Origin of the sequence: Cyanobium sp. CH-040, assembly GCF_024346135.1 — a bacterium.
In the GTDB taxonomy this organism is placed as follows: Bacteria; Cyanobacteriota; Cyanobacteriia; order PCC-6307; family Cyanobiaceae; genus NIES-981.
The window spans coordinates 72,476-98,348 of the sequence record NZ_JAGQCJ010000007.1; the positions used below are offsets into that span (position 1 = coordinate 72,476).

At 71.3% G+C, this 25,873-nt stretch carries 26 protein-coding genes and 2 tRNA genes; 13 read left to right on the forward strand and 15 right to left on the reverse strand.

Going from position 1 to position 25,873, the window contains the following annotated elements; genetic code table 11:
* Window positions 1-10: 10 nt before the first annotated feature.
* Entirely contained in the window at window positions 11-508 is a 498-nt protein-coding gene (locus KBY90_RS08230; protein WP_254968076.1) for a YajQ family cyclic di-GMP-binding protein, read from the reverse strand.
* Between the two features lie 66 nt (window positions 509-574).
* On the opposite strand from KBY90_RS08230, the gene KBY90_RS08235 reads away from it, so the two are divergent.
* A complete protein-coding gene (locus KBY90_RS08235) occupies window positions 575-1,048 on the forward strand; it encodes an MAPEG family protein (RefSeq protein WP_254968077.1) in 474 nt (157 codons plus the stop codon).
* A gap of 14 nt (window positions 1,049-1,062) precedes the next feature.
* On the opposite strand, the gene KBY90_RS08240 is transcribed toward KBY90_RS08235, so the two are convergent.
* The 3 genes from KBY90_RS08240 to ebsA are packed head-to-tail and all read right to left on the reverse strand — an operon-like array spanning window position 1,063 to window position 3,231.
* Window positions 1,063-1,575 (reverse strand): DNA-protecting protein DprA, encoded by a 513-nt coding sequence (locus KBY90_RS08240; RefSeq protein ID WP_254968078.1) that lies wholly within the window; start codon window positions 1,573-1,575, stop codon window positions 1,063-1,065.
* Window positions 1,576-1,622: 47 nt separating this feature from the next.
* Window positions 1,623-2,747 carry a phosphotransacetylase family protein gene (locus tag KBY90_RS08245; protein ID WP_254968079.1) on the reverse strand — a complete coding sequence of 375 codons (1,125 nt, stop codon included), beginning with the start codon at window positions 2,745-2,747 and terminating at the stop codon, window positions 1,623-1,625.
* 25 nt (window positions 2,748-2,772) lie between these two features.
* A complete protein-coding gene (gene ebsA / locus KBY90_RS08250; protein ID WP_254968080.1) occupies window positions 2,773-3,231 on the reverse strand; it encodes a type IV pilus biogenesis protein EbsA in 459 nt (152 codons plus the stop codon).
* Window positions 3,232-3,406: 175 nt separating this feature from the next.
* Between ebsA and KBY90_RS08255 the strand changes: the two genes are divergently transcribed.
* Entirely contained in the window at window positions 3,407-4,123 is a 717-nt protein-coding gene (locus KBY90_RS08255) for an NAD-dependent epimerase/dehydratase family protein (protein ID WP_254968081.1), read from the forward strand.
* Here the strand turns inward: KBY90_RS08255 and map are convergent.
* Complete coding sequence (gene map, locus KBY90_RS08260; protein ID WP_254968082.1) at window positions 4,120-4,998, reverse strand: type I methionyl aminopeptidase; 879 nt, start codon at window positions 4,996-4,998, stop codon at window positions 4,120-4,122. The genes KBY90_RS08255 and map overlap by 4 nt on opposite strands.
* Window positions 4,999-5,075: 77 nt before the next feature.
* Here map and KBY90_RS08265 point away from each other — a divergent pair, with 77 nt between their 5' ends.
* The 6 genes from KBY90_RS08265 (at window position 5,076) to gltX (ending at window position 8,125) form a co-directional block, all read left to right on the forward strand.
* Window positions 5,076-5,387, forward strand: coding sequence for a peptidase (locus tag KBY90_RS08265; protein ID WP_254968083.1), 312 nt, complete (start codon window positions 5,076-5,078; stop codon window positions 5,385-5,387).
* A 47-nt stretch (window positions 5,388-5,434) separates the two neighbouring features.
* A complete protein-coding gene (gene rplS, locus KBY90_RS08270) occupies window positions 5,435-5,944 on the forward strand; it encodes a 50S ribosomal protein L19 (protein ID WP_254968084.1) in 510 nt (169 codons plus the stop codon).
* Between the two features lie 52 nt (window positions 5,945-5,996).
* Window positions 5,997-6,069 (forward strand) — tRNA-Trp (locus KBY90_RS08275).
* A 67-nt stretch (window positions 6,070-6,136) separates the two neighbouring features.
* Window positions 6,137-6,325, forward strand: coding sequence for a hyperconserved protein Hcp (locus KBY90_RS08280; RefSeq protein WP_006043540.1), 189 nt, complete (start codon window positions 6,137-6,139; stop codon window positions 6,323-6,325).
* A gap of 232 nt (window positions 6,326-6,557) precedes the next feature.
* Window positions 6,558-6,631, forward strand: a tRNA-Asp gene (locus tag KBY90_RS08285).
* A 60-nt stretch (window positions 6,632-6,691) separates the two neighbouring features.
* Window positions 6,692-8,125 carry a glutamate--tRNA ligase gene (gene gltX, locus KBY90_RS08290; RefSeq protein WP_254968085.1) on the forward strand — a complete coding sequence of 478 codons (1,434 nt, stop codon included), beginning with the start codon at window positions 6,692-6,694 and terminating at the stop codon, window positions 8,123-8,125.
* Here the strand turns inward: gltX and KBY90_RS08295 are convergent.
* The 3 genes from KBY90_RS08295 to KBY90_RS08305 are packed head-to-tail and all read right to left on the reverse strand — an operon-like array spanning window position 8,057 to window position 10,112.
* The gene (locus KBY90_RS08295; RefSeq protein ID WP_254968086.1) at window positions 8,057-9,337 is read right to left on the reverse strand and encodes a sodium:proton antiporter; all 1,281 of its coding nucleotides are present in this window, start codon (window positions 9,335-9,337) and stop codon (window positions 8,057-8,059) included. The two genes, gltX and KBY90_RS08295, sit on opposite strands and share 69 nt — an antisense overlap.
* Window positions 9,334-9,579, reverse strand: coding sequence for a hypothetical protein (locus KBY90_RS08300; RefSeq protein ID WP_254968087.1), 246 nt, complete (start codon window positions 9,577-9,579; stop codon window positions 9,334-9,336). Before KBY90_RS08300 ends, KBY90_RS08295 begins: the two co-directional genes overlap by 4 nt.
* Window positions 9,537-10,112, reverse strand: a complete 576-nt coding sequence (locus tag KBY90_RS08305) for a DUF1643 domain-containing protein (RefSeq protein ID WP_254968088.1) — start codon at window positions 10,110-10,112, stop codon at window positions 9,537-9,539. The genes KBY90_RS08300 and KBY90_RS08305 overlap by 43 nt, the downstream gene beginning before the upstream one ends.
* 64 nt (window positions 10,113-10,176) lie before the next feature.
* On the opposite strand from KBY90_RS08305, the gene KBY90_RS08310 reads away from it, so the two are divergent.
* Complete coding sequence (locus KBY90_RS08310) at window positions 10,177-12,267, forward strand: mechanosensitive ion channel family protein (protein ID WP_254968089.1); 2,091 nt, start codon at window positions 10,177-10,179, stop codon at window positions 12,265-12,267.
* Window positions 12,268-12,338: 71 nt separating this feature from the next.
* Window positions 12,339-13,829: an SGNH/GDSL hydrolase family protein gene (locus KBY90_RS15005; protein ID WP_261353175.1), complete on the forward strand. Its 1,491-nt coding sequence runs from the start codon at window positions 12,339-12,341 to the stop codon at window positions 13,827-13,829.
* A gap of 274 nt (window positions 13,830-14,103) precedes the next feature.
* On the opposite strand, the gene KBY90_RS08325 is transcribed toward KBY90_RS15005, so the two are convergent.
* Both KBY90_RS08325 and KBY90_RS08330 read right to left on the reverse strand, forming a co-directional pair.
* Entirely contained in the window at window positions 14,104-14,538 is a 435-nt protein-coding gene (locus KBY90_RS08325; protein ID WP_254968090.1) for a type II toxin-antitoxin system VapC family toxin, read from the reverse strand.
* The gene (locus KBY90_RS08330; protein WP_254968091.1) at window positions 14,535-14,819 is read right to left on the reverse strand and encodes a hypothetical protein; all 285 of its coding nucleotides are present in this window, start codon (window positions 14,817-14,819) and stop codon (window positions 14,535-14,537) included. Before KBY90_RS08330 ends, KBY90_RS08325 begins: the two co-directional genes overlap by 4 nt.
* A gap of 104 nt (window positions 14,820-14,923) precedes the next feature.
* Here KBY90_RS08330 and polA point away from each other — a divergent pair, with 104 nt between their 5' ends.
* Complete coding sequence (gene polA, locus KBY90_RS08335) at window positions 14,924-18,019, forward strand: DNA polymerase I (RefSeq protein WP_254968092.1); 3,096 nt, start codon at window positions 14,924-14,926, stop codon at window positions 18,017-18,019.
* A gap of 367 nt (window positions 18,020-18,386) precedes the next feature.
* A complete protein-coding gene (locus tag KBY90_RS08340) occupies window positions 18,387-18,821 on the forward strand; it encodes a hypothetical protein (protein WP_254968093.1) in 435 nt (144 codons plus the stop codon).
* Here the strand turns inward: KBY90_RS08340 and KBY90_RS08345 are convergent.
* From KBY90_RS08345 to KBY90_RS08355, 3 genes are read right to left on the reverse strand one after another with little or no spacing between them, the layout of a single operon-like run.
* Window positions 18,736-19,359, reverse strand: coding sequence for a hypothetical protein (locus KBY90_RS08345; RefSeq protein ID WP_254968094.1), 624 nt, complete (start codon window positions 19,357-19,359; stop codon window positions 18,736-18,738). The two genes, KBY90_RS08340 and KBY90_RS08345, sit on opposite strands and share 86 nt — an antisense overlap.
* Window positions 19,356-20,246, reverse strand: coding sequence for an archaeosortase/exosortase family protein (locus tag KBY90_RS08350; protein ID WP_254968095.1), 891 nt, complete (start codon window positions 20,244-20,246; stop codon window positions 19,356-19,358). The genes KBY90_RS08345 and KBY90_RS08350 overlap by 4 nt, the downstream gene beginning before the upstream one ends.
* Window positions 20,247-20,257: 11 nt before the next feature.
* Window positions 20,258-21,091, reverse strand: coding sequence for an HpsJ family protein (locus KBY90_RS08355; RefSeq protein WP_254968096.1), 834 nt, complete (start codon window positions 21,089-21,091; stop codon window positions 20,258-20,260).
* Between the two features lie 187 nt (window positions 21,092-21,278).
* On the opposite strand from KBY90_RS08355, the gene KBY90_RS08360 reads away from it, so the two are divergent.
* Entirely contained in the window at window positions 21,279-23,627 is a 2,349-nt protein-coding gene (locus KBY90_RS08360) for a polysaccharide biosynthesis tyrosine autokinase (protein WP_254968097.1), read from the forward strand.
* A 13-nt stretch (window positions 23,628-23,640) separates the two neighbouring features.
* Here the strand turns inward: KBY90_RS08360 and KBY90_RS08365 are convergent, their stop codons facing one another.
* Both KBY90_RS08365 and KBY90_RS08370 read right to left on the reverse strand, forming a co-directional pair.
* The gene (locus tag KBY90_RS08365) at window positions 23,641-24,357 is read right to left on the reverse strand and encodes a hypothetical protein (RefSeq protein ID WP_254968098.1); all 717 of its coding nucleotides are present in this window, start codon (window positions 24,355-24,357) and stop codon (window positions 23,641-23,643) included.
* Between the two features lie 35 nt (window positions 24,358-24,392).
* Complete coding sequence (locus KBY90_RS08370) at window positions 24,393-25,757, reverse strand: glycosyltransferase family 4 protein (RefSeq protein WP_254968100.1); 1,365 nt, start codon at window positions 25,755-25,757, stop codon at window positions 24,393-24,395.
* Between the last annotated feature and the right edge of the window lie 116 nt (window positions 25,758-25,873).

The window sequence follows — 25,873 nt, forward strand, 5'->3', positions numbered from 1 at the left end:
CGGGGGGCGCTCAACGGTAGTTCTCGAACTGCAGCGGCACCTCCAGATCCTTCTCCTGCTCGCGCAGCAGGGCGATCACCTGCTGGAGATCGTCCTTGCTCTTGCTGGTCACCCGCAGGCTGTCGCCCTGGATCGCCACCGTCACCTTCTTGATGCTGTCGCGCACCTGCTTGCTGAGCTTCTTGGCCAGCTCCTGGCTGAGCCCCTTGCGCAGCTTCACCACCTGCTTCACCTTGTTGCCGCCCACCGCCTCGGGGTCCTGGAAGTCGAAGATCTTCAGCGACAGGTTGCGCTTGGTGGCCTTCTGGCGCAGCACGTCGCTCACCGCCTGCAGGGTCATGTCGCTGGCGGTGGTGATCGTGAGGCTGGCCTCCTCCAGTTCGATCTCCGTGCCGGAATCCTTGAGGTCGTAGCGCTGCACCAGCTCGCGGCGCACCTGATCCACGGTGTTCACCAGTTCCTGGCGGTCGAAATCCGACACGACGTCGAAGGAGAAGGACTCAGCCATGGGGCGGGGCGGCGCGGGTGGAACGGGCTTCGGGCAGCCTAGAAAAGAGCATCCACCCAGCCCGCCATGGCACTCGCCACCGGTCTCGCCGCCCCCGCCGCGGCCGCCGCCCCCTTCGCCTGGTCGCTGCTGCTGGCCGCCGGGGTGGTGGTGTTCAGCACCGTGCCCCTGGGGGCGGCGCGCTCCCAGGCCAACTTCCAGATGGCCGACCTGGCGGCGCCGCGGGCGATGTTCGAGCGCCTGCCGGCCTGGGGCAAGCGGGCGGCCTGGGCGCACCAGAACTGCTTCGAGGCCTTCACGCTGCACGCGCCGGCGGCCCTGCTCTGCCTGCTGGCCGGCGTGGGTGCCGCCACGGAGGGGGCGCCGCTGGCGGTGAAGGCGGCGGTGGCGGCCGCCTGGCTGCACCCGGCCCTGCGCCTGGCCTACATGGGCGCCTATCTGGGCAACGTGCCGCCGCTGCGGGGGCTGTGCTGGGCCGGCGGCCTCACCTGCAGCGGCATCCTCTACCTGGCGGGGCTGCAGGCGATGCTGGCCGGCTGAGCCTGCACGCCAGTTCAGTCGAAGTACATCAGGCTCACCACCTTGCCCATGTCCTCGGCCACGCGCACGCTCGCCAGCAGCGTCTCGCTGTCGTGGAAGGCGTAGCAGATCAGCTGGTCGCAGCGGCTGATGATCTCCTGGTTGCAGAGGCTGCTGGCCATCGGCAGGGGCAGTTCGTCGTGCTCGGGCTTCTCCACCAGGTGCAGCACCTGCTCGAGCTGCTCGCGCGACTCGCTGGGCTGGCGGTCCAGGCTCTGGGGCAGCAGCACCGTGAGCTTGCCGGGGTCGATCTCCAGCACGCTGCGGATCACGGCGGCGTTCACACCCTGGGCGCCGGAGGTGATCAGGCTGTGGCCCTCCTGGGCCAGGGAGCGGGCCACCAGCTCCACCAGATGCACCGACACCACCGGCACGTGGCGGCTGCCGAGGATGGCGATACGCCGCTTGCTGCGGTCCTGCAGCATCGCCAGCTCCTGGGCCAGCGTGTCGATCCGATCCAGCGAGGCGATATCCAGAGACCGGGTCACACCAAACCCCAGGCGGCAACCCGAAACTAGCAGTGGTGGAAGGGGTTTCAGGCCACCGGCAGGGGCAGGGCGAGGCGCTGAAACAGTGGCTCGAAGTTGCAGTGCTCCTCCACCAGCCGCACCGCGTAGGTGGCCTTCACGTCCTCGTGCAGGCGCACATGGCCGAAGGCCTGCTCGATCACCTCCACGGTGGTGAGGGTGTCGTGCTCCACCTTCAGCAGGGGCACGTCCAGCTCCTCGGCGCGGGTCACGAGCTGGGGCAGGGGCTCGCCGGCGCCGGTGAGGATCAGGCACTGGGTGGAGGCCTCCAGAGCCGCCAGCTGGATGTCGGTGCGGTCGGCGCCGGTGACCACGGCCATGTTGCGGCGGCGGCGGAAGAACTCCATGGCGGAGTTCACGTTCATGGCGCCGATCGAGAGGGTCTCCACCAGCAGGTCGAGGCGGTCGCGGCTGCAGAGCACCTCGGCCTGCAGGCGCCGGGCCAGTTCCTCCACGGTGACGCTGCGCAGCAGCGGGCTGCGGGGCATCACCCCCAGCACCGGCAGGCCGAAGCGCTCCAGCGCCGGCACGATCTCCTGGCGCACGCCGGCCAGGCCGTCGGGATCGACGCCGTTGAGCACCACGCCGGCCAGCCGCTCGCCCAGGGCGGCGCGGGCCGCCAGCAGCGGATCGACGCTGCGCACATCGCTCCAGGGATGCACCAGCAGCACCGGCGCGTCCAGTTCCCGGGCCAGCTGAGCCAGGCTCAGCCCGTGCAGCAGGCCCTCGTCGAGACTGCCGGCCGCCTCCAGCAGATTGAGCCGCAGCGCGCCGGCCAGGGCCGGTTCGGTCGCGGGCGGGTCGGCCAGCAGTGCCTGCAGGCGGGTGTAGCCGTCGCCGGGGTCCTGCTCGCCGGCCAGCAGGCGGCGGCGCACCTCCGCCAGATCGAGGGAGTGCAGCGAGGGCAGCAGCTGCCCGGCGGAGAGGCGCAGGTTGGCGCCCACGAAGCGCACGTCGGCGTCGAACAGCTCGCCGTCATCGGCGGCGGGGGCTTCGTTCTCGAGCACGGTGGCGAGGGGTTTGCCGAAGCGCAGCAGCACGCCGGCGCGCAGCAGCTGGCGGGCCAGGCCCAGCACAACGGCCGACTTGCCGCTGAACGATTGACACGAGCCGATCAGCAGAGTGGGGGCCATGGGTCAACCGCGCCGCGGGCCCAGGCTAGGCAACCGCTGCCTGGTCGCCCGCGTCGGGGCCGCCGTGGAAGCCGGGCAGCTCGCCCAGCAGCAGCCAGCGCCAGAAGCTCACCGGCAGCTGGTGGTCCTGGCGCTGCATCAGCCAGAGCACCAGCCGGTAGGCCGGCAGGGTGAATTCGTAGTTCACCGAGGGCAGATCGGGGAAGTGCAGCTCGCAGCGCAGCGTCTCCAGCGGCGCCGGCTCCCCGTGCCAGCGCAGGGTGAAGGCACGGCTGACATCCCCATCCAGCCGCCGTTCCCCGGACCACTCCCCCATCAGCAGCTGGCCCACGGCGGCCTCCAGCAGCAGCTGCCGGGTGACCCCGCCGCAGTAGGGCGCAAACAGGGGCACAAGCGGCTCGAGGATCCCCTCGGAATCGAACCCGAACGGGGTCTGCAGAAGGCCTGGATCGCTAGGGCCTGGCGGCGGCGGCGGTGGAAACATCGTCGTGGCGGGACGGCCAGGGCAGGCACAATTCTGCTGGCGACCGCCGGTGCAGCGGCCGCCCGGCACATCATGCACCCAGCCAAGGTCCCGCAGCCTGGACGGGCCAGGCGCATGCCGCCGCCGTCACCCACCATCGCCCTCCCCCGCCGGCCCCTTGACCCGCCCATCGCCGATGACCTCCTCCCCCTGCGTGGCGATCACCGGCGCCAGCGGCAGCCTCGGCCAGGCCCTGCTGCGGCGCTGGCACCGCCGCGGCGCCCGGCTGATCGCCCTCAGCTGCGGCCCCCGCAACCTCGATCTGCGCGACGCCGGCGGTCAGCCGATCCCGCTGCGGGACGTGACCTGGTGCGTGGGCCAGGAGGAGGAGCTGAGCGAACTGCTGCGGGAGGTGGACGTGCTGGTGCTCAACCACGGCCTGAACGTGCACGGCCAGCGCAGCGGCGAGGCCAGCGTGCGCTCGCTGGAGGTGAACGCCCTCAGCGGCTGGCGGCTGCTGGAGCTGTTCGCCGCCGAGGTGGCCCAGCGGGCCGAGCAGCCGGGCCGGCCCCAGGCTGAGGTGTGGGTGAACACCTCGGAAGCCGAGATCCAGCCGGCCCTCAGCCCGCTCTACGAGATCAGCAAGCGGCTGCTGGGCCAGCTGGTGAGCCTGCGGGCCCTGGATCTGGCGGGGCCGCAGCTGCGCATCCGCCGGCTGGTGCTGGGGCCCTTCCGCTCGGCCCTCAACCCGGTGGGCGTGATGAGCGCCGACTTCGTGGCCGGCCAGGTGATGGGCCAGGCGGGCCTGGGCTTCAACCTGATCATCGTCACCCCCAATCCCTTCACCTACGCGCTGATGCCGCTGGCCACCCTCAGCCGCTGGCTCTACTACAAGGTGCTCACCCGCACCTAGAACTCGCGGTCGGTGAGGATCTCGCAGCCGTCGCTGGTGACGGCGATGGTGTGCTCCCACTGGGCCGAGAGGCTGCCGTCCACCGTCACCACGGTCCAGCGGTCGCGCAGGGTGCGGCAGGCCTTGCTGCCGGCGTTGAGGATCGGCTCCACCGCCAGGGTCATGCCGGCCCGCAGGGTCATGTTGGGCAGGTCGCGGGTGCGGTAGTTGAACACCGAGGGCTCCTCGTGCAGGTTGCGGCCCACGCCGTGGCCGGTGTAGTCCTCCACCACGGCGTAGCCGTGGGCCTCCACGTGGTCCTGCACGGCGCCGGCGATGTCGAGCAGGGTGCTGCCGGCCTTGATCCGGGCCAGGCCCTGCATCAGCGACTCCTGGGCCACCCGGGCCAGACGCTGGGCCTCGTCGGGGGTCTCCTCGCCCACGCAGATGGTCACGCAGCTGTCGCCGTGGTAGCCGTCGTAGTAGGCGCCGGTGTCCACCTTGAGCAGGTCGCCGGCCCTGATCACCCGCTTGGCGCTGGGGATGCCGTGTACCACCTCGTTGTTGATCGAGGCGCAGATGCTGGCGGGAAAGCCGTGGTAGCCCTTGAAGCTGGGGGTGGCCCCCAGCTCGCGGATGCGCTTCTCGGCGTGGGCGTCGAGGTCGCCGGTGGTGAGGCCCGGGGCGGCGATCTCCATGATCTCGCGCAGCACCGTGGCCACGATGCGGCTGGCCTGGCGCATCGTCTCGATCTCGCGGGCGCTCTTCACCTCCACGCCACGGCGGCTCTTCTGGATGCGCGGGCCGGCCTCCACCAGCGGCGAGGGTTTGGGCCGCTGGCCGCTGGCCTGGCGGGCGCCGGTGGTGCTGGCCAGCAGATCGGCGAAGAGATTCATGGAAGGAGGGCGGCAGCCCCGCGGCCAGGGCACGGATTGACCGTCAAGCTATCAACGGCGCACCGGCCACCGCACCGATGCCCCTGCTGCCCGTCCAGCTCACCCAGCGCCTGCGCCGGCTGCACGCCGGCCTGGCGCCGTTCGTGCTCCTGCCCCTGCTGCTCACGGTGACCACGGGCATGGGCTACCGGCTGCTGCGCGACTGGGGCGGCCTGGACCGCGACCGGGCCCACCTGCTGATGGTGCTGCACGAGGGGGAGTGGCTCACCAGCTGGTTCGGCCCCAACGGTGAGACGGTGTACGTGCTGCTCAACGGCCTGGGGCTGCTGTGGATGCTGATCAGCGGCGGCGCCATGGCCCTGCAGCGCCTGACCCGGGGGAGGGGGTGACCCCCAGCCGGTACACTGTCGGTTTGGCCAGGCGTTGCGGAGCTGAGATGGCAGCTGAGGAGAAGCAGGCAGAACAGGAGCTGGAGGCGAGCGGCGGCCAGCCCGAGCCCGGCGGGCAGCCGGAGACGGCCACCCAGGTCGCGGCCACCGCTGTGCAGGAGAAGCCCGCAGCCGGCGCAGCCAGCGTGCGCACCGGCCGGCTCAGCGCCCAGGACCTGATCCGCGCCTTCGAGGCCGAGCAGCTCAAGAGCGATCTGCCAGACATCTACGTGGGCGACACCGTGAAGGTGGGTGTGCGCATCCGCGAGGGCAACAAGGAGCGCGTGCAGCCCTATGAGGGCGTGGTGATCGCCAAGCGCCACGGCGGCCTGAACGCCACCATCACCGTGAGGCGAATCTTCCAGGGCGTGGGTGTGGAGCGGATCTTCATGCTCCACAGCCCCCAGGTTGCCTCCGTGAAGGTGGAGCGGCGCGGTAAGGTTCGCCGAGCGAAGCTCTTCTACCTGCGCGATCGGGTGGGTAAAGCCACCAGGGTCAAGCAGCGCTTCGATCGCTGAGTCCGGTCCCGCACCGGTCAGTCTGGCACCGTCCAGCAGGGGACATCACCCTGCGCCGTTAGTTCAGTTGGTAGAACGCAGGTCTCCAAAACCTGATGTCGGGGGTTCAAGTCCTCCACGGCGCGCTCGATGTCCCCTCCGGCATGCTCTGCCGGCTTCCTGCTCTCGCCTCGCCGTTTCTCCTCACCGAACATGGAGTTGGATCTTCAACCTGGAGATGTGGTCAAGGTGCTCGAATCCGCAGCCCTGGGCTGGGTTCGCGCCCGCGTGATCCGGGTCAAATCCGGTGGCCGCGTGGTTGTTCAGAGCGACCAGGGCCGCGAATTCACCGCCCGGGGCAATCAGGTGCGCCTGATCGAACCGGCCGGGTTCCGTCCCTGAGCGCACCCCCCGTCCCTGGGGGGCCGCCATCGCCCGTCCGTCTGCGGCCGTCGCCGCAGACCTCCAGCCCATCCCCGCGGGGATGGGTTTTTTGCTGGCTGAGCCGGCTGCACGCCGGCCGAGTTGACGGAAGGGGGGGCGGCGACGGATACTTTTCTGGTCGCACAGGCGACAACAGCGCCCCCAGCGGCAGGCCGCAGCACACCACGCAGCGGCGCCGCAACGGCGGCCTGGGACTGTAGTTCAATCGGTTAGAGCACCGCCCTGTCACGGCGGAAGTTGCGGGTTCGAGCCCCGTCAGTCCCGTTTCACTTTCCAGGAGAGCCGGCCGTGGCAGCTGAGGCGAACGCAGCGCGTCCCGTCCGCGTGCGCCTGGCCCCCAGCCCCACCGGCACCCTGCACATCGGCACGGCCCGCACGGCGGTGTTCAACTGGCTGTTCGCCCGCCACTGCGGCGGCAGCTTCCTGCTGCGCATCGAGGACACCGACCGCGAGCGCAGCAAGCCCGAATACACCGCCAACATCCTCGAGGGCCTGCAGTGGCTGGGGCTGGACTGGGACGGGGAACCCGTGATCCAGAGCCAGCGCCTGGAGCAGCACCGCGCCGCCATCCAGCGGCTGCTCGATTCGGGCCATGCCTACCGCTGCTACGCCAGCGAGGAGGAACTGGCGGCCATGCGCGAGCAGCAGGCCGCCAGCAAGCAGGCCCCCCGCTACGACAACCGCCACCGCGACCTCAGCCCCGAGCAGGAGGCGGCCTACGTCGCCGAGGGCCGCCAACCTGTGGTGCGCTTCCGCATCGACGACGCGCGCACGATCACCTGGACGGATCTGGTGCGCGGCGAGATGCGCTGGAGCGGCGCCGACCTGGGCGGCGACATGGTGATCGCCCGCCGCGCCCCGGCCGACCGGATCGGCGACCCCCTCTACAACCTGGTGGTGGTGGTGGACGACGCGGCCATGGCCATCAGCCACGTGATCCGCGGTGAGGACCACATCGCCAACACCGCCAAGCAACTGCTGCTCTACGAGGCCCTGGGCGCCGAACCGCCGGTGTTCGCCCACACGCCGCTGATCCTCAACCAGGAGGGTAAGAAGCTCTCCAAGCGCGACGGCGTGACCTCGATCAGCGACTTCAGAGCCATGGGCTACACCGCCGCCGCCCTGGCCAACTACATGACCCTGCTGGGCTGGTCGCCGCCGGAGGGGATGGGCGAGCGCTTCAGCCTCAAGGAGGCGGCGGCCGTGTTCGGCTTCGAGCGCGTCAACCGCGCCGGCGCCCGCTTCGACTGGGACAAGCTCAACTGGCTCAACGGCCAGGTGCTGCGCGAGCAGGGCCCCGAGAGCCTGCGGGAGCAGCTGGCGCCGCTGTGGGCCGCGCGGGGCTGGGGCCTGGCCGATGGCGCCAACCCCGTGCACGCCGATCCCGCCTGGCAGCGCCAGCTCACCGAGCTGCTGGGCCCCTCGCTCACCCTCCTGGCCGACGGGGTGGAGCAGGCCGAGCCCTTCTTCACCACCCCGGAGCTGAACGACGCCGCCCGCGCCCAGCTGGAGGCCGCCGGCGCCGGCGCCGCCGTGACGGCGCTGCTGGAGCGGCTGCCGGAGGGAGAGCTGGACGCCGATCAGGCCCAGGCGCTGCTGGGCGAGGCGGCCACCGCCGCCGGGGTGAAGAAGGGGGTGGTGATGAAGAGCGTGCGCGCCGCCCTGCTGGGCAGCCTGCAGGGCCCCGACCTACTGGCCACCTGGCTGCTGCTGCACCGCAGCGGCGACGACCGCGCCCGCCTCGCCCGCTGCCGCTGATCCGGCGGCCGGGGGTGACGCCTCGACCAGCCCCAGCCAGCGGGCCAGCGGCCCGGCGCTGAGGCCCTGCAGCCCCACGGTGAGCAGGATGGTGAGGAACACCAGCCCCTGCAGCCGCCCGGCGCCCACCACGCCCGCCTGCTCCAGGCGGATGGCGAACAGGCTGGCCACCGCGGCGGTGACGATGCCCCGCGGCGCCAGCCAGCTGAGCAGGGCCAGCTGGGGGAGGCTGAAGTCCATGCCCCAGGTGGCCAGGCCGATGGCCAGGGGCCGCAGCAGCAGCATCATCGCCAGCACGCAGGCCACCCCACCCCAGCCCAGGGGGCTGAGCTGGGCGAAGGTGACGTCGGCGGCCAGCAGCGGGAACAGCATGGTGATCGCCAGCTGGGCCAGCTGCCGGATCAGCTCGTCGAGCTCCTTGGCATCGGTGTCGGGCCGGCGGCCCACCACCACGCCGGCGGCCACCGCCGCCGGCAGGCCCGATTCCGGCAGCAGCTGCTCGCAGCCGGTGAACATCAGGAACAGCACGCCCAGGGTGAGCTGCAGGCGCAGGGCGCCGTTGCCGGCGGAGGCGGGGATGCGGCGCAGCAGCTCGGCCAGCAGCCAGCCGCTCAGGGCGCCGATCAGCACGCCGCCGCCGAGGCGCACCAGCAGACCGGTGGCCAGCTCCCGCCAGCCCTGCAGGGTGCCCAGCAGCAGATCCAGCAGCAGCAGGGCCAGCACGGCGCCGATCGGCTCCAGCACCAGCCCCTCCCCCTCCAGCACCTCCCCCAGGGGCGCCGCCAGGCGGATCTGGCGCACCAGCGGGTTCACCACCGTGGGGCCGGTGGCCAGCACGATGGCGCTGAACACCGCCGCCAGGGGCCAGTTCAGCCCCGCCAGGCCATGGGCCAGCACCAGCCCCCCCAGCAGGGCCAGCACCAGGCGCACGGCGCAGATGCGCAGCACCGCCTGGCGGGTGCCGTCGGCGGGCAGGCGCAGGTTGAGGCCGCCGTCGAACAGCACCAGGCTCACCAGCAGGCCCACGATCGTGCCCAGCCCGGAGCCCAGATCCAGCGGTTCCACCAGCCCCAGCCCGGCGCGGCCGATCAGCAGGCCGGAGCTGAGCAGCAGCACCACGCCGGGCAGGCCGGTGAGCCAGGCCAGCGCCTGGGCCAAGGCGCCGGAGAACACGGTGACGCCCCAGAGCAGCCCCAGCCGCTCAGGCGTCATGCATCGTCGAGGGCGTTGAACCGGGGCTCCACGCGGATGCCCACCACGGCGCTGGGGCGCACCACCAGGTATTCCCCGTCCAGGTCGCTGATCGGCACGTTCACGAAGGTGTCGGGGGCCGAGGCGGTGAGCACCTCGCCATACCACTGCTGGAAGGCCTGCAGGGTCGGGAACATCACCGTCTCGCTCTGGCCGCCGCTCATGTGCAGGTGGACGGCGTAGCGCCGTGGACTGGCTGACATGGGCGGAGGGCGCCGGATCGCGAGAGAGCGTCCTCAGGATGCACCAGCGGGGCGGCTTCGCGCCATCTGGCGGCGGCAGGCAGGTAGAGGGGATGGCGGGGCTGGCCGCCGCGGGTGAGCCCCAGCACCAGCAGCCGGCGGCCGGCCAGAAGCCGCAGCACCTGGCGGTCGCGGCCGCGCCAGCCGCCGCCGGCGCCCCAGCCCAGCCCCAGCGTCGCCTCGGGCCAGGCCGCCAGACGGCGGCGGATCCAGCGGTCGTTGGCGCCGCCCACCGGATCGGCGAGGCGCTTCAGCACCGCCGGGCTGGGGCTCACGGCGGCGAACAGGTTGAGCACCTCCAGGGCGCCGAAGCCGCCGGCGCGGGCGAAGCCCACCAGCCGGCGCAGGGTGGGGTCGTCGCGCGCGCCGTCGGCCCGGGAGGGGTTGAGGCCGATGAACAGCAGCCGCGGCGCGGCCGCGTCCCAGCAGCGCTCCAGCCACCAGCGGTAGCGGCCGCAGGGGCTGAAGCGGGCCTGGGGGGAAGCGCCGGGCATGGATCCCGCAGGGGCGGCTGGGCACGCCCCCTAGCCTGCCGCCAGGGCAGCGGGGAGACGACCGATGCGACACCGCCCGGCGCGACTGCTGGCCGTGGTGCTGGGCCTGCTGATGCTGCTCGCGCCCGCCGCAGCCCACCGGCCCGCCGCCGCCCAGTCGCTGGTGCCGGGCGGCGAGACGGCGGCCCCGGCGGCTCCGGCGCCCTCCTGGCTGGATGTGAACCGGGGCTACCGCTGCGGCCGCATGTGGTGCAGCGCGGTGGTGTTCCCCCACGATGTGCTGGATCGCCGGCGGCTCACCCTGGCGATCGTTCCCGGTGCGGAGATGGGCCCCGCCGCCGCGTCGCTGGCGGCGCAGGAGCGTGCCCAGACCGTGCAGGTGAGCGTGGACGGGGTGGTGCGGCAGCTGCGCAGAGTGGTGAGCGGCCAGGTCGACGACCTGCCGCCCGACCTGCAGCCGGAGGCCACGGCTGAGCGGGTGCGCGCACTGCGGCAGGCGGCGGGCATGGCCACGCCCGAGTTCTGGAGCTTTCTGCAGCGCAAGCCGCTCCACCCCCTCACCCCCACCGTGACCGTGGGTTTCCGCAACAAGGCCACGGTGATCTTCGTGCCGGCCTCCCCCGAGCTGAGCCTCGGTCCGGTGACCCTGCTCACCGTCACCGAGCCGGATGCGGTGACGGCCGGAACGGACGAACGGGACCTGGCCGAGCGCTGGAGCACGGTGCTGCAGCAGGTGATCAGCGAATCGCTGTGGGGCATGGAGTTCAACCGCAGCTTCCCCCCCGGCAGGGCGCTGCTGGCCCTGCTGCTGGGCACCGCGGTGACGGCGGTGCTGCTGCTGGTGTCGGGCCTGCGCCGCAGCATGCGCGCGGCCCTGGGCCGGCTGCGCCGCCAGGAGCAGGAGCTGCGGGAGTCGGCCACCCGCACCGTGATGGCGGCCTACGCCGGCAACCGGGAGAGCCCGGACGCCGGCGCGGGTGCCAGCTCCGCTCCGGACGCCGCCGCGCCGGAGGCGGAACCACCGGAGGCGGAACCACCGGAGCCGGAACCACAGGAACCGCAGCGCTCCGGCCCCGGCCCCAGCAGCCCACGCCGCGGCCGCTTCAGCCGTCTGCTGCGCCGGGTGGAGCGCCAGCCGCGGCGGCTGATCCGATCGCTGCCGATCCCCTATCTGCAGCAGCAGGGCTGGCGCAGCCAGGCCATCAACCTGCTGGAGCTGGGGATGCTGAGCAGCACGCTGCTGCAGCTCACCCTGGTGGTGGGGGGACTGGGGGCGATGGCGGCGTTCTTCCCCAGCAACCGCATCACCGCCACGCTGCTGATGAAGCAGTCGCTGATGCTGCCGATCACCTGGCTGGCGGTGATCGTGCTGCGCTGGCTGCTGGTGCTGGCGATCGACCACAGCGTCAACAACTGGCTGATCGAAGCCACGATCCGCAACCCCCAGTCGCGGCGCTACGAGCTGCGGGCGGTGACGAACGCCAAGCTGTTCCGCAACCTGGCGACAATGGTGTGCATCGCCATCGGCGTGGTGGTCACGCTGGTGGTGCTGGGCATCGACCGCTCGCTGCTCACCGGCGCCAGCGTGGTGGCCGTGGCCCTGAGCCTGCTGCTGCGCAACCTGCTGGAGGACTTCATGCAGGGCATCGTGATCATCTGCACCGACCGCTTCGCGGTGGGCGATGTGGTGGGCATTCCGCCCCACAGCGGCTTCGTGGAGAACATGAACCTGTTCAACACCCAGCTGCGGGGCATCGACGGCGAGCTCACCAGCCTGCCCAACGGTCAGATCCGGGCCGTAGAGAACCTCACCAAGGACTGGTCGCGGGTGAACTTCACCATCGAGGTGGCCCCCCGCGAGAACCTGCGCGCCGTGCTGGAGCTGATCCGCGCCGTGGCCGAGGACCTGCGCCGCGATCCCGACTGGGCCGACCAGGTGATCGGCCCCCCGGAGGTGCTGGGGGTGGATGAGGTGCGCCAGTCGGGCTGCCTGATCCGGGTGTGGATCCAGACCCAGCCCCTGGCCCAGTGGCCGGTGGGACGGGAGTTCCGGCTGCGGGTGAAGGAGGCCTTCGACCGCGAGGGCATCCGCCTCGGCCTGCCGCGCCAGGAGCTGGTGCTCAATGAGGCCCTGAGCCCCTCGACAAGCCCCTGAGGAGACGGTGGGATGGACCTTCGGCCCGCCACGGCCCCGTCTGCCCCTCCCTCACTTCGCGTCTCTCCCCGATGGCCAGCTTCAGCCAGCTCTACGTGTTCGGCGACAGCGCCAGCGACTACGGCAGCCTGGCGGCGGCCCTGCGCGCCGAGACCTCAGCCCGGGGCCGTTACAGCGGCGTCACCGCCCACAACACGCCCAACAACTGGCAGGTCCTGCTGCGGCGGCGCCTCAACCTGCCCCTGCCGCGCGATCCGCTGGCCGGCGGCTTCCGCATCGCCAACCGCTTCGTGGCGCCCCAGCGCCCCAGCTCCCCCGGCGATCCCTCCTTCGCGGTGAGCGGCGCCACCAGCGGCCGGGAGCACCTGGCGGAGTTCGGCGATCCGCAGGAGCAGCCGCTGGCGATCGCCGGCCTGCGCGGGCGCGGCCTTCAGGGCCAGATCGACGCGGCCCTGGACCAGGGGATCCGACCCACCTCCGGCGACCTGACGGTGATCTGGGGCGGCGCCAATGACCTGCTGCTGGGGGTGCGGCAGGAGCGCAGGCCGCAGCAGGTGGTGCGCAGCACCGTGCAGCGCATGCTGGCCAACGTGGAGGTGATGCTGCGCTCCGGCGAAGCCCGCCAGATCGTGGCCTCCGCCCTGGTGCCCTTCGCGGGCCAGGTGAACGGGGTGGCGTACCAGCTCCCCACCATCACCGAGCTGGTCAGGCGCGCCGAGCGACCCGGCGCCAGCCGCAACACCCGCGCCTGGGCCGATTACTTCCGCCGCAACGGCAGCGCGGAGCTGCTCGACGCCTTCGACCGCGGCCTGGACCGACTGCGCGAGCGCTATCCCTACGCGGCGATCGTGGGATTCCGCAACGAGTTCGAGAACTCCTGGCGTCGCTTCGGCAGCCGCCTGGGCGACTTCGCCGACTTCGGCATCGGCGACACCCGGCGGGCCGCCCAGGGCAGCCGCAACTTCGCCACGCTCTCGCGCCGGCAGATCGGCCGCTTCCTGCACTTCGACAACGTGCATTTCGGCGAGAACGGCAACCGCATGCTGGCCCGCTCACTGGAGCTCACCCTGCGCAGCAGCCGCGGCACCTTTGCCGCCGCGGCGCTCACCCGCCGCCGGGAAGGGGGCAGCGGCAACGACCGGCTCGGCGGCAGCAAGGGCAACGACCTGCTGATCGGCGGGGGCGGCGACGACCGGCTGGTGGGCAAGGCTGGGAACGACGTGCTGATCGGCGGGCCGGGCAGCGACCGCCTGCGCGGCGGCCCCGGCGCCGACGCCTTCCTCTGGCGGAGCGGCGACCTGAGCGGCCGGCCGCTGGACGTGATCGAGGACTTCGACGGCCGGCAGGGCGACCGCCTGGCGATCACGGCCCTGCTCGATGGCCCCGATCCCTTCGCCAACCGGGGCTGGCGGTTCATCGGCAGCCGCGGCTTCTCCGGGCGGCGCGGCGAACTGCGCTTCAGCGGCGGACTGCTCCAGGGCGACGTGAGCGGCAACCGCAGCGCCGACCTGCGCGTGCAGATGGAGGGCGTGACCACCTTCTCGACCGACTGGATCGCCTGATCACGCTGCTGGGAACGGATCCCACTGAATTCGTCACACTGAATTCGGAACAGACGAGCGTTGTTTTTTTCGGACAGACAATCCTTGATATCATGATATCGTGATGCGTATTGCCTGATCAAGGGCTCAACGCCACAGCGCTCGCCTGGAGGCCTTGCGCCTGGGTGCCGAGGCGGCGGCGGCCGGCCACCCAGGCAGCGAAGGGTGGCTCTTCGGTTCGCTGGCCGGGGGCGACGTGGCGCCGCCCATCCCTGGCTGAGGTCTGCAGATCAGCTCAGAGCTGCGGCTCCAGAACGTTGATGAGCGGGTCCCCTCCCGGCAGGTGATAGCCAGCGAAATCGCGGCGATCGAGGGTCGCGATGGCGCGAATGCCGGTCTGCTGCGCCACCCACAGCAGGGAGGCACCAGCCAGATCCAGGGGCAGATCCTCGTACTGCTTCATCCAGGGTGCGATCGAGAGCAGGGCAGCCGTGGGGATCTCCGCCAGCTGCAGACCGCCAAGCTGAATCCACTCCAGGAAACGGGGGGCCACCTGCGCTGGCACCAGATGGCACACCTCCGTGGCAACGGGCCAGGTGGAGATCAACGGGCCGGTGGCGGAGGCGAAGTAACGGGCGCAGAGCAGGTGGTCCTGATCCGAGCGGTCCAACCAGGCCACCAGCGGACCCGTATCGACCAGGGTGGGCTGGCCCGGAAGAGCCGCTGTCATGGACTGGGCAAGAGCCGTTGCCGCCGTTGCCGCTGCCGCAGCTTCTCCTTGACGGCATCGGAGTGATGGCGGGCCTGCAGCACGGTTTCAGCCCCACCGTCCTGGGAGAAGCACCCCACCAGCGCCAGCGACCTGGCCAGGGCTTCGGGGGTCTGGCGCTGGCTCTGCAACAGATGCAGACCAGCCTTGACCACATCGGTCTGGGAGAGACCGAGACTCCGGCACAGGTGCTCGAGCGTGGCCTCGCTGGCGTCGTCGAGGCGCACGGAGATGGTTCGCATCGCCCGGCCGCTGCCTTACGCAGATTGTCCTACGCAGATAATACGCCCCGGATCATCTGTGGCCCAGCTCTGCCAGGCTGGGCCCTCGATCAGCAAAACAACCAGTGAGCGCGGCGGCAGACTCGGCGGCTGAAACCGGCGCAACGGACACCAACGGCGCCGGCAAACCCCTGCTGCTGCTGATCGACGGCCACTCGCTGGCCTTCCGCAGCTTCTACGCCTTCGCCAAGGGTGGCGACGGCGGTCTCAGCACCAGGGACGGCGTGCCCACCTCGGTGACCTACGGCTTCCTCAAGGCCCTGCTGGACAACTGCAAGGGCCTGCGCCCCCAGGGCCTGGTGGTGGCCTTCGACACCGACCAGCCCACCTTCCGCCACGACGCCGATCAGGCCTACAAGGCCAACCGCGACGAGGCCCCGGAGCAGTTCTTCGCCGACGTGGAGAACCTGCAGCGCATCCTGCGCGAGAGCCTCGACATCCCCCTGGCGATGGCGCCTGGCTACGAGGCCGACGACGTGCTCGGCACCCTGGCCAACCGGGCCGCCGCTGAGGGCTGGCGGGTGCGCATCCTCTCCGGCGACCGCGACCTGTTCCAGCTGGTGGACGACGAGCGCGACATCGCCGTGCTCTACATGGGCGGTGGGCCCTACGCCAGGAACAGCGGTCCCACCGAGATCCGCCGCGAGGGGGTGATCGCCAAGCTGGGCGTGACGCCCGAGGAGGTGGTGGACCTCAAGGCCCTCACCGGCGACAGCAGCGACAACATCCCCGGCGTGAAGGGGGTGGGCCCCAAGACGGCCGTGAACCTGCTGGCCGCCTACACCCACGTGGACGGCATCTACGCCGCCCTGGAGCAGTTGGAGCAGGCGGGACCGAAGGCCAAGGACCCCAAGGGGGTGCTCAAGGGCGCCCTGGTGGACAAGCTGCGGGCCGACAGGGACAGCGCCTACCGCTCGCGCATGCTGGCCGAGATCCTGGTGGACATCCCCCTGCCCGAGCCGCCGCGGCTGGAGCTGGGCCGAGTCAACACCGAGGCGCTGCAGCAGAGCCTGGAGGAGCTGGAGCTGAAGTCGCTGGCGCGGCAGGTGGACCGGTTCGCCGAGCTGTTCTCGGCCGTGCCGCCGGGCGCCGGAGAGGACGCCGGCCCGACCAGCGGCGGAAATCAAGCCAGCGCAGCGAGCGGCGGCGGTGCAGCCGGCGACAGCGCAGGGGGAACCAGTACCGTCGCTGACGCCGACCTCAGCAGCCAGGCGCCCGACCCGGCCCCGGCGATGCCCGAGCTGGAGCCCGAACTGATCACCACCGCCTCGGCCCTGGAAACGCTGGTGGCGCGGCTGCTGGCCTGCACCGATGCGGCCGCCACCGATTCGACCGGCCCCGTGGCGCTCGACACCGAGACCACCGCCCTCAACCCCTTCCGGGCCGAGCTGGTGGGCATCGGCCTGGCCTGGGGCGAGGGCCCGGCCGATCTGGCCTACATCCCGATCGGGCACCAGCCCCCGCCGCCGCAGGATCTGCTCAGCGAGCCCCCCCCGGCTCCCACCCAGCTCCCCCTCGATCAGGTGCTCACCGCCCTGGCCCCCTGGCTGGCCAGCCCGGACCACCCCAAGGCCCTGCAGAACGCCAAGTACGACCGGCTGATCCTGCTGCGCCACGGCCTGGAGCTGGGCGGGGTGGTGATGGACACCCTGCTGGCCGACTACCTGCGCGACGCCAACGCCCGCCACGGCCTGGAGGTGCTGGCGGAGCGCAACTTCGGCTTCACGCCCACCAGCTACGGCGAGCTGGTGCCCAAGGGTGCCGACTTCTCGGCGGTGCCGGTCGAGGCCGCGGCGCAGTACTGCGGCATGGACGTGCACCTCACCCGGCGGCTGACGCCGCTGCTGCGCGCCCAGCTGGCGGAGCTGGGGCCGGCGCTGCCGGCGCTGCTGGAGCAGGTGGAGCTGCCCCTGGAGCCGGTGCTGGCGGCGATGGAGGCCACCGGCATCCGCATCGACACCGCCTACCTGGGCGAACTCAGCGCCGAGCTGGGCGCCACCCTGGAGCGGCTGGAGAGCGAGGCCAAGGCGGCCGCCGGGGTGGACTTCAACCTGGCCTCGCCCAAGCAGCTGGGGGAGTTGCTGTTCGACACCCTGGGGCTGGAGCGCAAGAAGTCGCGCCGCACCAAGACCGGCTGGAGCACGGACGCGGCGGTGCTGGAGAAGCTGGAGGACGACCACCCGGTGGTGCCGCTGGTGCTGGAGCACCGCACCCTGAGCAAGCTCAAGAGCACCTACGTGGACGCGCTGCCGGCCCTGGTGGAGCCCGAGACCGGCCGCGTGCACACCGACTTCAACCAGGCGGTGACCGCCACCGGGCGCCTCTCGAGCAGCAATCCGAATCTGCAGAACATCCCGGTCCGCACCGAGTTCAGCCGGCGCATCCGCCAGGCCTTCCTGCCCCAGGAGGGCTGGACCCTGCTCAGCGCCGACTACTCCCAGATCGAGCTGCGCATCCTTGCCCACCTCAGCGGTGAGGAGGTGCTGGTGGAGGCCTACCGCAGCGGCGCCGACGTGCACGAGCTCACCGCCCGGCTGCTGCTGGAGAAGGGCGAAGGGGAGACGGTGAGCACAGACGAGCGGCGGCTGGGCAAGACGATCAACTTCGGCGTGATCTACGGCATGGGCCAGCAGCGCTTCGCACGCGAGACGGGCGTCAGCCAGGCCGAGGCCAAGGAGTTCCTGAGTCGCTACAAGCAGCGCTACCCGAAGGTGTTCGCCTTCCTGGAACTGCAGGAGCGGCTGGCCCTGAGCCGGGGCTATGTGGAGACGATCCTGGGCCGGCGGCGGCCGTTCAGCTTCGATCCGGCCGGGCTGGGGCGGTTGCGGGGCAAGGACCCGCTGGAGATCGACCTGGACGTGGCCCGCCGCGGCGGGCTGGAGGCCCAGCAGCTGCGGGCGGCGGCCAACGCGCCGATCCAGGGCTCATCGGCCGACATCATCAAGCTGGCGATGGTGCGCCTGCACCACCGGCTCGCGGCCGACGGCCTGCCGGCCCGGCTGCTGCTGCAGGTGCACGACGAACTGGTGCTGGAGGTGGCTCCCGACGCCCTCGCGGCCACCACGGCGGTGGTGAAGCAGGCGATGGAGGGGGCGGTGCAGCTCGACGTGCCCCTGGTGGTGGAGACCGGCAGCGGAGCGAACTGGAAGGAGGCGAAGTAGGCCGCCGCGGCAGCACCGGCAGGCCAGGCACCTGCGCCGGACTGTCCAGCTCAGGGCGGATCCGGACACCACATCTGGTGTGGTTGCCGAGGCATCGGTGGACACTGCAGCGGAGGTACGCCGAGGAATCCCGAGCGATCGCGCCGGCAATTGGTATAAGCCAGCACCAAAGGGCAGAGAACTCCAGGAAGATCGTGGGAAAAACGACCCATGCCTGATGGTCAGTTCGGGATTGCAGCCGGATGTCGAGGTTCAAGCAGCCGAAGTTCAAACAACCGAAGTGCGAGCAGCCGAAGTTCGAGCAGCCAACCGTTCCGCCGCCACTGCAGGCGTCGAAGCCGACAGCACCGGCGCACGCGGTCCCTCCATGCGCTCGCGGCGTCCCAAGCGCCGCGATCTGCGCTGTCCGGCCCATCCCGAGAGCCGCCTGAGCGGCACCGGGCGCAAGTATTTCCTGCACCTGCTCACCCCTGAGGAGCTCAGGCAGCGGGGCCTGAGCGACAAGCGGGCGAAGCTGGCGATCCAGGCCCATCCGGTGCTGGTGCTCAGCAACGAGTGGCTGGAGGAGCTCTGGTGCCCGCACTGCGGCCAGAAGCGCTGGTGCCACGTGACCCGCCACGACCGCATCGAGCACACGGTCCGCTGGGCGCCACGGGAGCTGTGGCAGCAGGTGGCCCATGTGGATCCGGCGAACCCGAACCCCAGCGTCAGCGAGTTCAGCCGGCGGGAGGCGCGGCGGCAGCGCCAGCGCCGGCCGGATGGCCGTCGCTTTGCGGAGACCCCAGCCACAGGCAGGTGTTGACGCGGTAGGGCCGCAGGCCCGCCAGCCAGATCAGGCGCTCGACCCCGCCCGGGGACTCCGGGGCGGTGGGGGCTGCGGACGCGGCGCTCTCGGCCGGGGTGTTCTGCACCCGCCCATCGGCATCGAGCCGCACGCAGCGGCCCTGGCCATCGCTGCCCGCCAGGGCCCTGGTGATCGCCCGCACCGGCATCACGCCGCTGTTGCCGGTGCGGGCGTGAACCACCCGGCGCAGCTGCAGCACAGCCGCGGCACCGTCCGCTGTCCCGTCTGCTGCCCCGTCTCCTGAGGCAGGGGCGGGCCGGTAGTCGGCCGCCTCCAGCAGCACCAGGCCGATGGGCAGGGCCCGCTTCGGGGGCAAGGGCGCCTGCACGCCGGAGAAACGCCGGTAGGGGCGACCGTCGAGCACGAGGCGCTCGGGCAGGCCCTGCTCCGGCCCGGCGGCAGGCAGGCGCCACCAGCTCTCCAGCGCCAGCAGGCTGGCCCAGCCGGCCAGGGCGACCAGAAGCACCAGCCGCAGCGGCGGCAGGCGGGAGCTCATCGGGCCAGCCTCCGCCGGCGGCGCAGCTGCCACTCCAGCAGGCCCACATACACCAGGCACACCAGGCCACTGGCGAGCAGGGCGAACAGCTGGGCGCCGGCGCCGTCGTGCCAGAAGGCGAAGCCGCGCCAGGCCCGCCACCAGCCATCGCCGGGGTCGCGCACGGTGTAGGCCAGCACGGCGATGCGCACCGCATTGAGCAGGAACACCGCCACCAGCAGCACCGGCACCAGCAGCAGCGGCGCCAGGCGCGCCGGTCCGCTGCGCAGACGCAGGGGGAACAGCAGCCAGAGCAGGGCCAGGGTGACGAGGCAGAAGCTCAGGGTGGTGTGGCCGGTGCAGCCGCCATCCACCAGCAGCACCTGGCCGTCGAGCATCACGGCCCGGCCGCTGGCGTAGGCGGGCCGGCCGATCAGCCACAGCAGCAGGGCGGTGACGCGGGCGGTGAGCAGCGCCAGCGGTTCCACGGGCCAGAGGGCGTTGAACAGGCCCTGGGCCGGCAGCAGGGCGCCGATCAGCGCCAGGCGCGTGAGCAGGGGCGAGCGCCAGGAGGCGCCGGCCAGCAGACCCAGGCCGGTGAGCACCGCCAGCGGCAACGCCCAGAACAGGGGGTCGTAGAGGCGGCCGGCGAAGCTCAGCACCAGCAGTGCCCAGAGCAGCAGCAGGGCGCCGGGCAGGAAGCGGCGCAGAGGCAGAGCGGCCAGAGCAGCCAGGGCTGAAGGTTCCACTGCCACTTGCTCCTCCCGCTCCAGCAGCAGCACACCCCCGCCGAGCCAGGAGAGGCCGGCCATGATCACGAAATCGCCCACCCCCGCCCGCGCCGCAAGGGTGAGCTGGGTGGCCGCCAGGGCCGCCAGCAGCGTGAGGCGGGCCAGCGTGGGCGTCAAGGGGGAGCCGCTCATGGCGGCGAAGGCTGGTGACGCTCCAGCTCGCCGCCCTCCTTGTCTTCTTCCATTCCTTCTTCTATTTTTTCATCGTCTTCGCGGGCGCGGGCGTCACGCCGCTCGATCGCCCGCTCCAGGGTGGCCGCTACCGAGCGGGGCCAGATGAAGCCGGCCAGCAGGAAAAAGCTCCCATAGGCAAGGGCGAGGAGCACCAGGCGCAGGGCCTGGCGGGTGAGGTTGCCGCTGGCGTCGGCGCGGCGGCGCTGGCTGGCGTCGCGCAGATTGAGCTCGGCGCGCTCCAGCAGCTGCCGGGCCAGGGCCCGCTGCTCGGAGAGGGTGCCGGCCTCGCCGGCGGGCACACCGGCCTGGCGCATGGCCTCCATCAGGGCGGGGTCGTGGCTGAGCAGCTGGCGCAGCTGCTGGGGATCGGCGGCGGAATCCACCCCCTGCCGCAGGCGCTCGAGGGTCTGCAGGGAGGTCTGCACCTGGCTGGTGAGCTGCCCCACCCCGGTGACCTCGATGCGCTGGGCCAGGCCGATCACGGCGATCGCGAGCAGCAGATAGGCCAGGGCCACCAGGCGCAGCAGCGGCCGCAGCCAGCGGGCCAGCAGGCCCACCTCCCAGAGCGCCGGCTGGGCGTCGTCGGCGAGGCCGGCGTAGAGGAGCAGCAGCGCCACCAGCGGCAGGCTGGAGCGCTCCAGCAGCTCCGCGATCAGCGCCATGGCCCGGTCGGGGTTGTCGAGCGGCGGGGGCAGCACCGCGCTCAGCAGGCTGATCAGGAACACCGCCAGCAGGGTGTAGGCGCCGAGGCGGGCGAGGCTGCGGGCCCGACGGCCGGTGAAGTCCATCCGCTCTGCTGCGAGGCCGCCGCCGCTGAGGCTATCCGCGATGGCATGTGCGCAACGGACAGCCCTGAACAGCACACCCCGCCCGACGCCCATACAGTGCGGGCACGCAACGGATCCGATGGCCACCAGCAGCGGTCCAGCCAGGTCTTCCGCCCCTGACGGTGCAGCGGCTGGGGCATCCCAGCCGATGGGCCTCTACTACGTGCCCCCGGCAACGGGGCTGGAGGAGGCAGACGGCGGCGGCTTCCAGCTGCAGACGCTGTGGAAGGTGCTGCGGCGCCGGCGGCGCACCTTCGTGCTGGTGACGGCGCTGGTGACCCTGGGGGCCGGAGCGATGGCGGTGTCGCAGCGGATGCTGTCGCCGGTGTTCGCGGGCGGCTTCACGCTGCTGATCGCCGATCCGGTGAACGACGCCGGCCAGGCCAGCGGCAGCGCCGAAGGGGGGGCGATCTCCTCGGTGGCCCGCAACATCAGCCGCGTGGATGTGCCGACGCTGATCCGGGTGCTGGAGAGCCCCACGGTGATGGAGCAGGTGTATGGCGAGCTGCGCAAGCTGCATCCCAACAAGCCCCTGCCGCAGATCGGCGTGTCGCTGCTGCCCGCCGGCATCGGCGGCCAGAACGTGATGTCGGCCGGGGTGCTGGCGGTGTCAGGACGGGGCAGCGATCCGGAACTGGTGCGCCTGGCCCTGCAGCTCACCGAAACCGCCTTTCTCGACTGGGCCCTGCAGCAGCGCCGCGAGAAGCTCAGCGAGGGGGTGAAGTTCCTCGATGAGCAGGCACCGGTGCTTCGGGAGCGGAGCAACGCGCTGCAGGGGGAGCTGGAGCAGTTTCGGCTGCGGCACAACGTGGTGGCGCCGGCCGAGGACGCCCAGGCAGTGCGCGGCCAGGTGGAGGGCCTGCGCACAACCCTGCTGAGCCAGGAGGGCGAACGCAACCGGCTGCAACAGCTGCGGGCGGAGGTGGCCAGCGGCCGGCTGGCGGCGCGGGGCTTCAGCAGCAACGCCGGTGAGGGCGGTGCCGAGGGCGGCGGCAGCGTGAGCGTGGATGTGCCCAACCAGGCCGAACTGGAGGAACTGAGCCGGCTGGAGGGGAAGATCGCCACAGCCCGGGCCACCTACCAACCGGGCACGCCGATGCTGCAGGGGTTGATCCGGGCGCGCGACCAACTGCTGCCGGAGCTGCAGCGCAAACAGCTGGAGGCGGTGGACGCGGCCCTGCAGCAGCAGAACCAGGCGATCAGCGGCACCCGGCGCAAGATCGACGAACTGGAGGGACGCTTCAGCACCCAGCCGGCGCTGCTGCGCGAATTTCAGGACCTGCAGGGCCGGCTGGAGATCGCCGACGGCAATCTGGCCAGCTACCTGCGCACCCGGGAGCAGTTCCAACTGGAGATCGCCCAGAACAACGTGCCCTGGAAGGTGATCGCCCCCTCGGCGGTGAACCCCAGCCCGGTGGAGCCGAATCTGCGCCGGGGGCTGCTGCAGGGCCTGCTGCTGGGGGTGCTGGCCGGGGCGGGCGCGGCGCTGCTGCACGACCGGCTCGATCATGTGTTCCACAGCCCGGGCGAGGTGCGCGATGAGCTGCGCAAGCCGCTGCTCGGCCACATCCCCTACATCAGCTTCTTCCAGGGGGTGCGGCGCGACAGGCGCTTCCTGCTCGGGGAGCTCGACAGCGCCGACGGCGGCCTGGAGAGCTACCAGCGTTTTTCCTACCAGGAGGCCTTCCGCAACCTCTACACCAGCCTGCGTTTCCTGAACAGCGACCGGCAGGTGCGCTCGGTGGTGCTGAGCAGTTCGGTGCCGGGCGAGGGCAAGAGCCTGGTGCTGGTGCTGCTGGCGAAAACGCTGAGCGAACTGGGCCAGCGGGTGCTGGTGGTGGATGCCGACCTGCGCAAGCCTCAGCTGCACCACCGGCTGGGGCTGAACAACCTGGCGGGACTGACCAACCTGCTCACCGAGGAGCAGCGCCCCTGGAGGGAGGTGGTGCAGCCGGTGCCCGACTACCCCAACTGGGACGTGATCACGGCCGGGCAGCGGCCGCCCGATCCGCCGCGGCTGCTGAGTTCGGCGCGGATGGGCGAACTGGTGCGCGAGATCGCCGAAACCGGCGGCTACGACCTGGTGCTGTTCGACACGCCGCCGGCGCTGGGCCTGGCCGATGCGGCTCTGGTGGCCGAGCACCTGGATGGCATCCTGCTGCTGGTGAGCCTGGGCAAGGTGGACCGGCGCCTGCCCGCCGAGGCCCTGCAGCGCATCCAGGCGGCCGGGGCACCGCTGCTGGGGGTGGTGACCAATGCCCGGCTGGCGCGCGAGGGACTGGAGCGGCCCTACGGCGGCTACGGCTCCGGGAACGGGCGCTATGGGGGCTATGGCTATGGAGCCGACGACCCCTACGACCCGGCGCTGGCCTACAGCTACTACCGCGGCGACGGCGCCGGCGAGCCCACTCAGGGCCGGGGCCTGTCGGCGCTGCTGCCAAGCGCGGCGAACCGCCGGCGCTGGCGGCGCACGGTGAAGCGGTGGCTGGAGGGGTGAGCAGGCTGGGGTTTCAGCCCTTCGGCTGATAGCGGCGGCGCAGTTTCACAAGTGCGGCGGCCGGGATCAGCAGGGTGATGGAGAAGGGGGAAGGCACAAGGTTGATCACCTGACCCTGGAATCCAGTGATCGTTTCTCGCTTACCAGGCGGGCAAGCATTAGCAGCGGAAGGAGGAAGTACATTGGTGCAGATCTCGGAGTTGAAGGTCATGTTGTTATTCGTCACCGACGCGGTGACAGGAATCGTTCCACCTCCTTCGGTCGGCAGTGTTCCGGTGAGCCAGATCAGGATATTGCGGTCGCCGCCGCCTCCAGGACCGTCGAAACTGAAGGATAGAAAATAGCTGTTGGCCTGGGTGTTGAAGCCATACACACCGGTCTGAAACACCACAGTCTCAGCGGGTGATGTGAGTGTGTAGGTCACAGGGCTGATACTGCTGATGGTCAGGGGCCTGAAAGTGCCGGTGTTGCCATCAAGGTTGCTACCGAACGGCTCGGTCACGCACTGCGTGGCGTCTGTCTGGGCGCCGCAATTCAGGGAAAACTGGCCGGAAAGGGTTCCGCTTCCGGATGTGGTTGTGAAGGTGGTATTGGAGAAGGAAAAGGGCAGGGTGAGAGCCGAGGCCCGGGCTTCCGTGGCCAACACGATGCCTACTGCCAGTGCTGCGCCCCCCAACGCCGAGAGGATGGGCCGTGGCGCTGTGATCGATCGGATCCACCGGGTCAGCATCTTGTGGAGTCGACCGGGTGGGTAGGGATCCGGGATCAACGAAGTGTAGGAGCGCCGGCAGGCTTTCTCATGCCTGCCAGTTCCGTTGATGTCTTCATCCCCACGGGCAGGTGCCGCTCGACCAGCTCCCGGTAGGCCGCGGTGACCCGCTCGGGTGTGGCCGTGGCCAGCAGCAGCTTGCGGGCGGCCGCGCCGTGGCGGGCGGCCAGGGCGGGATCGGCCTGCAGCTGGCGGATCCAGTCGGCCAGGCCCACGGCATCGCCGTTGGCGAACCAGCGGCCGCAGCCGTTCTCCTCCACCAGAGCGCGCAGATCGGAGCCGGCGGGGGTGACGGCGGCGATCGGCGTGCCGGCGGCCAGGTGACCGTAGAGCTTGCTGGGGGCCACCAGACCCTCGGCCTGGATGGCCACGCTCACCACCGCCAGGTCGGCGGCGGCAAGGGAGAAGGGCAGCACCGAGGGGTCCTGCCAGGGCAGGAAGCGGCAGTGGCGCAGGTTGAGTTCGCGGGCCAGGTGGCGCAGGCGCTCGTGCTGAGGGCCGCCACCCACGATCAGAAACTGGATGCCGGCCTCGCCCTGGAGGATGGCGGCGGCGGCCAGCAGGGTCACCAGGTCGTGGCAGCGGCCCTGGTTGCCGGAATAGAGCACCGTGAAGGCGTGCTCGAGTCCGTGCTGGCGCACGAACCAGTTCTCGGCCTTGGGGATCGGCTGGATCCGCTCCGGATCGGCCCAGCTGGGAATCACCTGCAGGCGCGGGGCCACGGCCGGCACCTGGGCGGCGATGCGGTCGGCCATGGGCCGGCTGAGCACCACCACCTCGGCGGCGGCGGCGAAGGCGCGGCGGTTGAGCTGGCGCCAGAGGCGGCACAGCCAGTGATCGGCTGGCAGCACGCCGAGTTCAATGAGCACCTCTGGGTAGAGGTCGTAGACGATCAGCAGGTAGGGCGTGCCGGTGAGCTGGTGCACCAGCCAGGCCAGCACCGGCAGGTAGGGCGGCTCGCTGGAATAGAGGATCAGGTCGCCGCGGTGGGCGTAGCGGAGCAGGCGCAGGCCGATGCGCAGGCAGAAGATGAAGCCGTTCACGGCCCGGCCGCGGATGCGCCGGGGCCAGAGCCGCGATGCCCGGGTGCGGCGGATGCAGCGGTTGAGCTCGAATTCCAGGGAGCGCGCCGGCTGCTGCTCACCCGCGTAGGCGGGCATGCCGGTGAGAACCTGCACCTGCAGCCCACCGGTGGCCAGCCGGGCCGTGAGCTCATCGAGCAGCTGGCCGGTGGCGGCGTAGTCGGGCGGGAAGAACTGGCTCACCACCGTGAGCCGGGCGGCCCCAGAGCGGTTGCGGCGCCAGCGCAGCCAGTGGCGCCAGCGTTGCCAGAAGCGGGCCAGGAAGCCAGACGCGGGCATCAGCACTGCCCCACCAGACCGGTGCTGAGCAGGGCGAAGGATCAAGGGTGGATCACGGGAACGGACTGACGGCCATGGCGACGGTAGAGGTGAGCGTTGCCGTCGATGGTGAGCAG

Coding starts and splice junctions, on each gene's coding strand:
- KBY90_RS08330 (WP_254968091.1), bottom strand. CDS start 14,819: ATGCGAACCATCTCCGTGCGCCTCGACGACGCCAGCGAGGCCACGCTC.
- KBY90_RS15005 (WP_261353175.1), top strand. CDS start 12,339: ATGGCCAGCTTCAGCCAGCTCTACGTGTTCGGCGACAGCGCCAGCGAC.
- KBY90_RS08345 (WP_254968094.1), bottom strand. CDS start 19,359: ATGAGCTCCCGCCTGCCGCCGCTGCGGCTGGTGCTTCTGGTCGCCCTG.
- KBY90_RS08305 (WP_254968088.1), bottom strand. CDS start 10,112: ATGCCCGGCGCTTCCCCCCAGGCCCGCTTCAGCCCCTGCGGCCGCTAC.
- KBY90_RS08340 (WP_254968093.1), top strand. CDS start 18,387: ATGCGCTCGCGGCGTCCCAAGCGCCGCGATCTGCGCTGTCCGGCCCAT.
- KBY90_RS08310 (WP_254968089.1), top strand. CDS start 10,177: ATGCGACACCGCCCGGCGCGACTGCTGGCCGTGGTGCTGGGCCTGCTG.
- KBY90_RS08280 (WP_006043540.1), top strand. CDS start 6,137: ATGGAGTTGGATCTTCAACCTGGAGATGTGGTCAAGGTGCTCGAATCC.
- KBY90_RS08245 (WP_254968079.1), bottom strand. CDS start 2,747: ATGGCCCCCACTCTGCTGATCGGCTCGTGTCAATCGTTCAGCGGCAAG.
- KBY90_RS08230 (WP_254968076.1), bottom strand. CDS start 508: ATGGCTGAGTCCTTCTCCTTCGACGTCGTGTCGGATTTCGACCGCCAG.
- KBY90_RS08355 (WP_254968096.1), bottom strand. CDS start 21,091: ATGGACTTCACCGGCCGTCGGGCCCGCAGCCTCGCCCGCCTCGGCGCC.
- KBY90_RS08360 (WP_254968097.1), top strand. CDS start 21,279: ATGGGCCTCTACTACGTGCCCCCGGCAACGGGGCTGGAGGAGGCAGAC.
- KBY90_RS08300 (WP_254968087.1), bottom strand. CDS start 9,579: ATGTCAGCCAGTCCACGGCGCTACGCCGTCCACCTGCACATGAGCGGC.
- KBY90_RS08325 (WP_254968090.1), bottom strand. CDS start 14,538: ATGACAGCGGCTCTTCCGGGCCAGCCCACCCTGGTCGATACGGGTCCG.
- KBY90_RS08265 (WP_254968083.1), top strand. CDS start 5,076: ATGCCCCTGCTGCCCGTCCAGCTCACCCAGCGCCTGCGCCGGCTGCAC.
- KBY90_RS08235 (WP_254968077.1), top strand. CDS start 575: ATGGCACTCGCCACCGGTCTCGCCGCCCCCGCCGCGGCCGCCGCCCCC.
- ebsA (WP_254968080.1), bottom strand. CDS start 3,231: ATGTTTCCACCGCCGCCGCCGCCAGGCCCTAGCGATCCAGGCCTTCTG.
- KBY90_RS08370 (WP_254968100.1), bottom strand. CDS start 25,757: ATGCCCGCGTCTGGCTTCCTGGCCCGCTTCTGGCAACGCTGGCGCCAC.
- rplS (WP_254968084.1), top strand. CDS start 5,435: ATGGCAGCTGAGGAGAAGCAGGCAGAACAGGAGCTGGAGGCGAGCGGC.
- KBY90_RS08255 (WP_254968081.1), top strand. CDS start 3,407: ATGACCTCCTCCCCCTGCGTGGCGATCACCGGCGCCAGCGGCAGCCTC.
- KBY90_RS08295 (WP_254968086.1), bottom strand. CDS start 9,337: ATGACGCCTGAGCGGCTGGGGCTGCTCTGGGGCGTCACCGTGTTCTCC.
- KBY90_RS08365 (WP_254968098.1), bottom strand. CDS start 24,357: ATGCTGACCCGGTGGATCCGATCGATCACAGCGCCACGGCCCATCCTC.
- map (WP_254968082.1), bottom strand. CDS start 4,998: ATGAATCTCTTCGCCGATCTGCTGGCCAGCACCACCGGCGCCCGCCAG.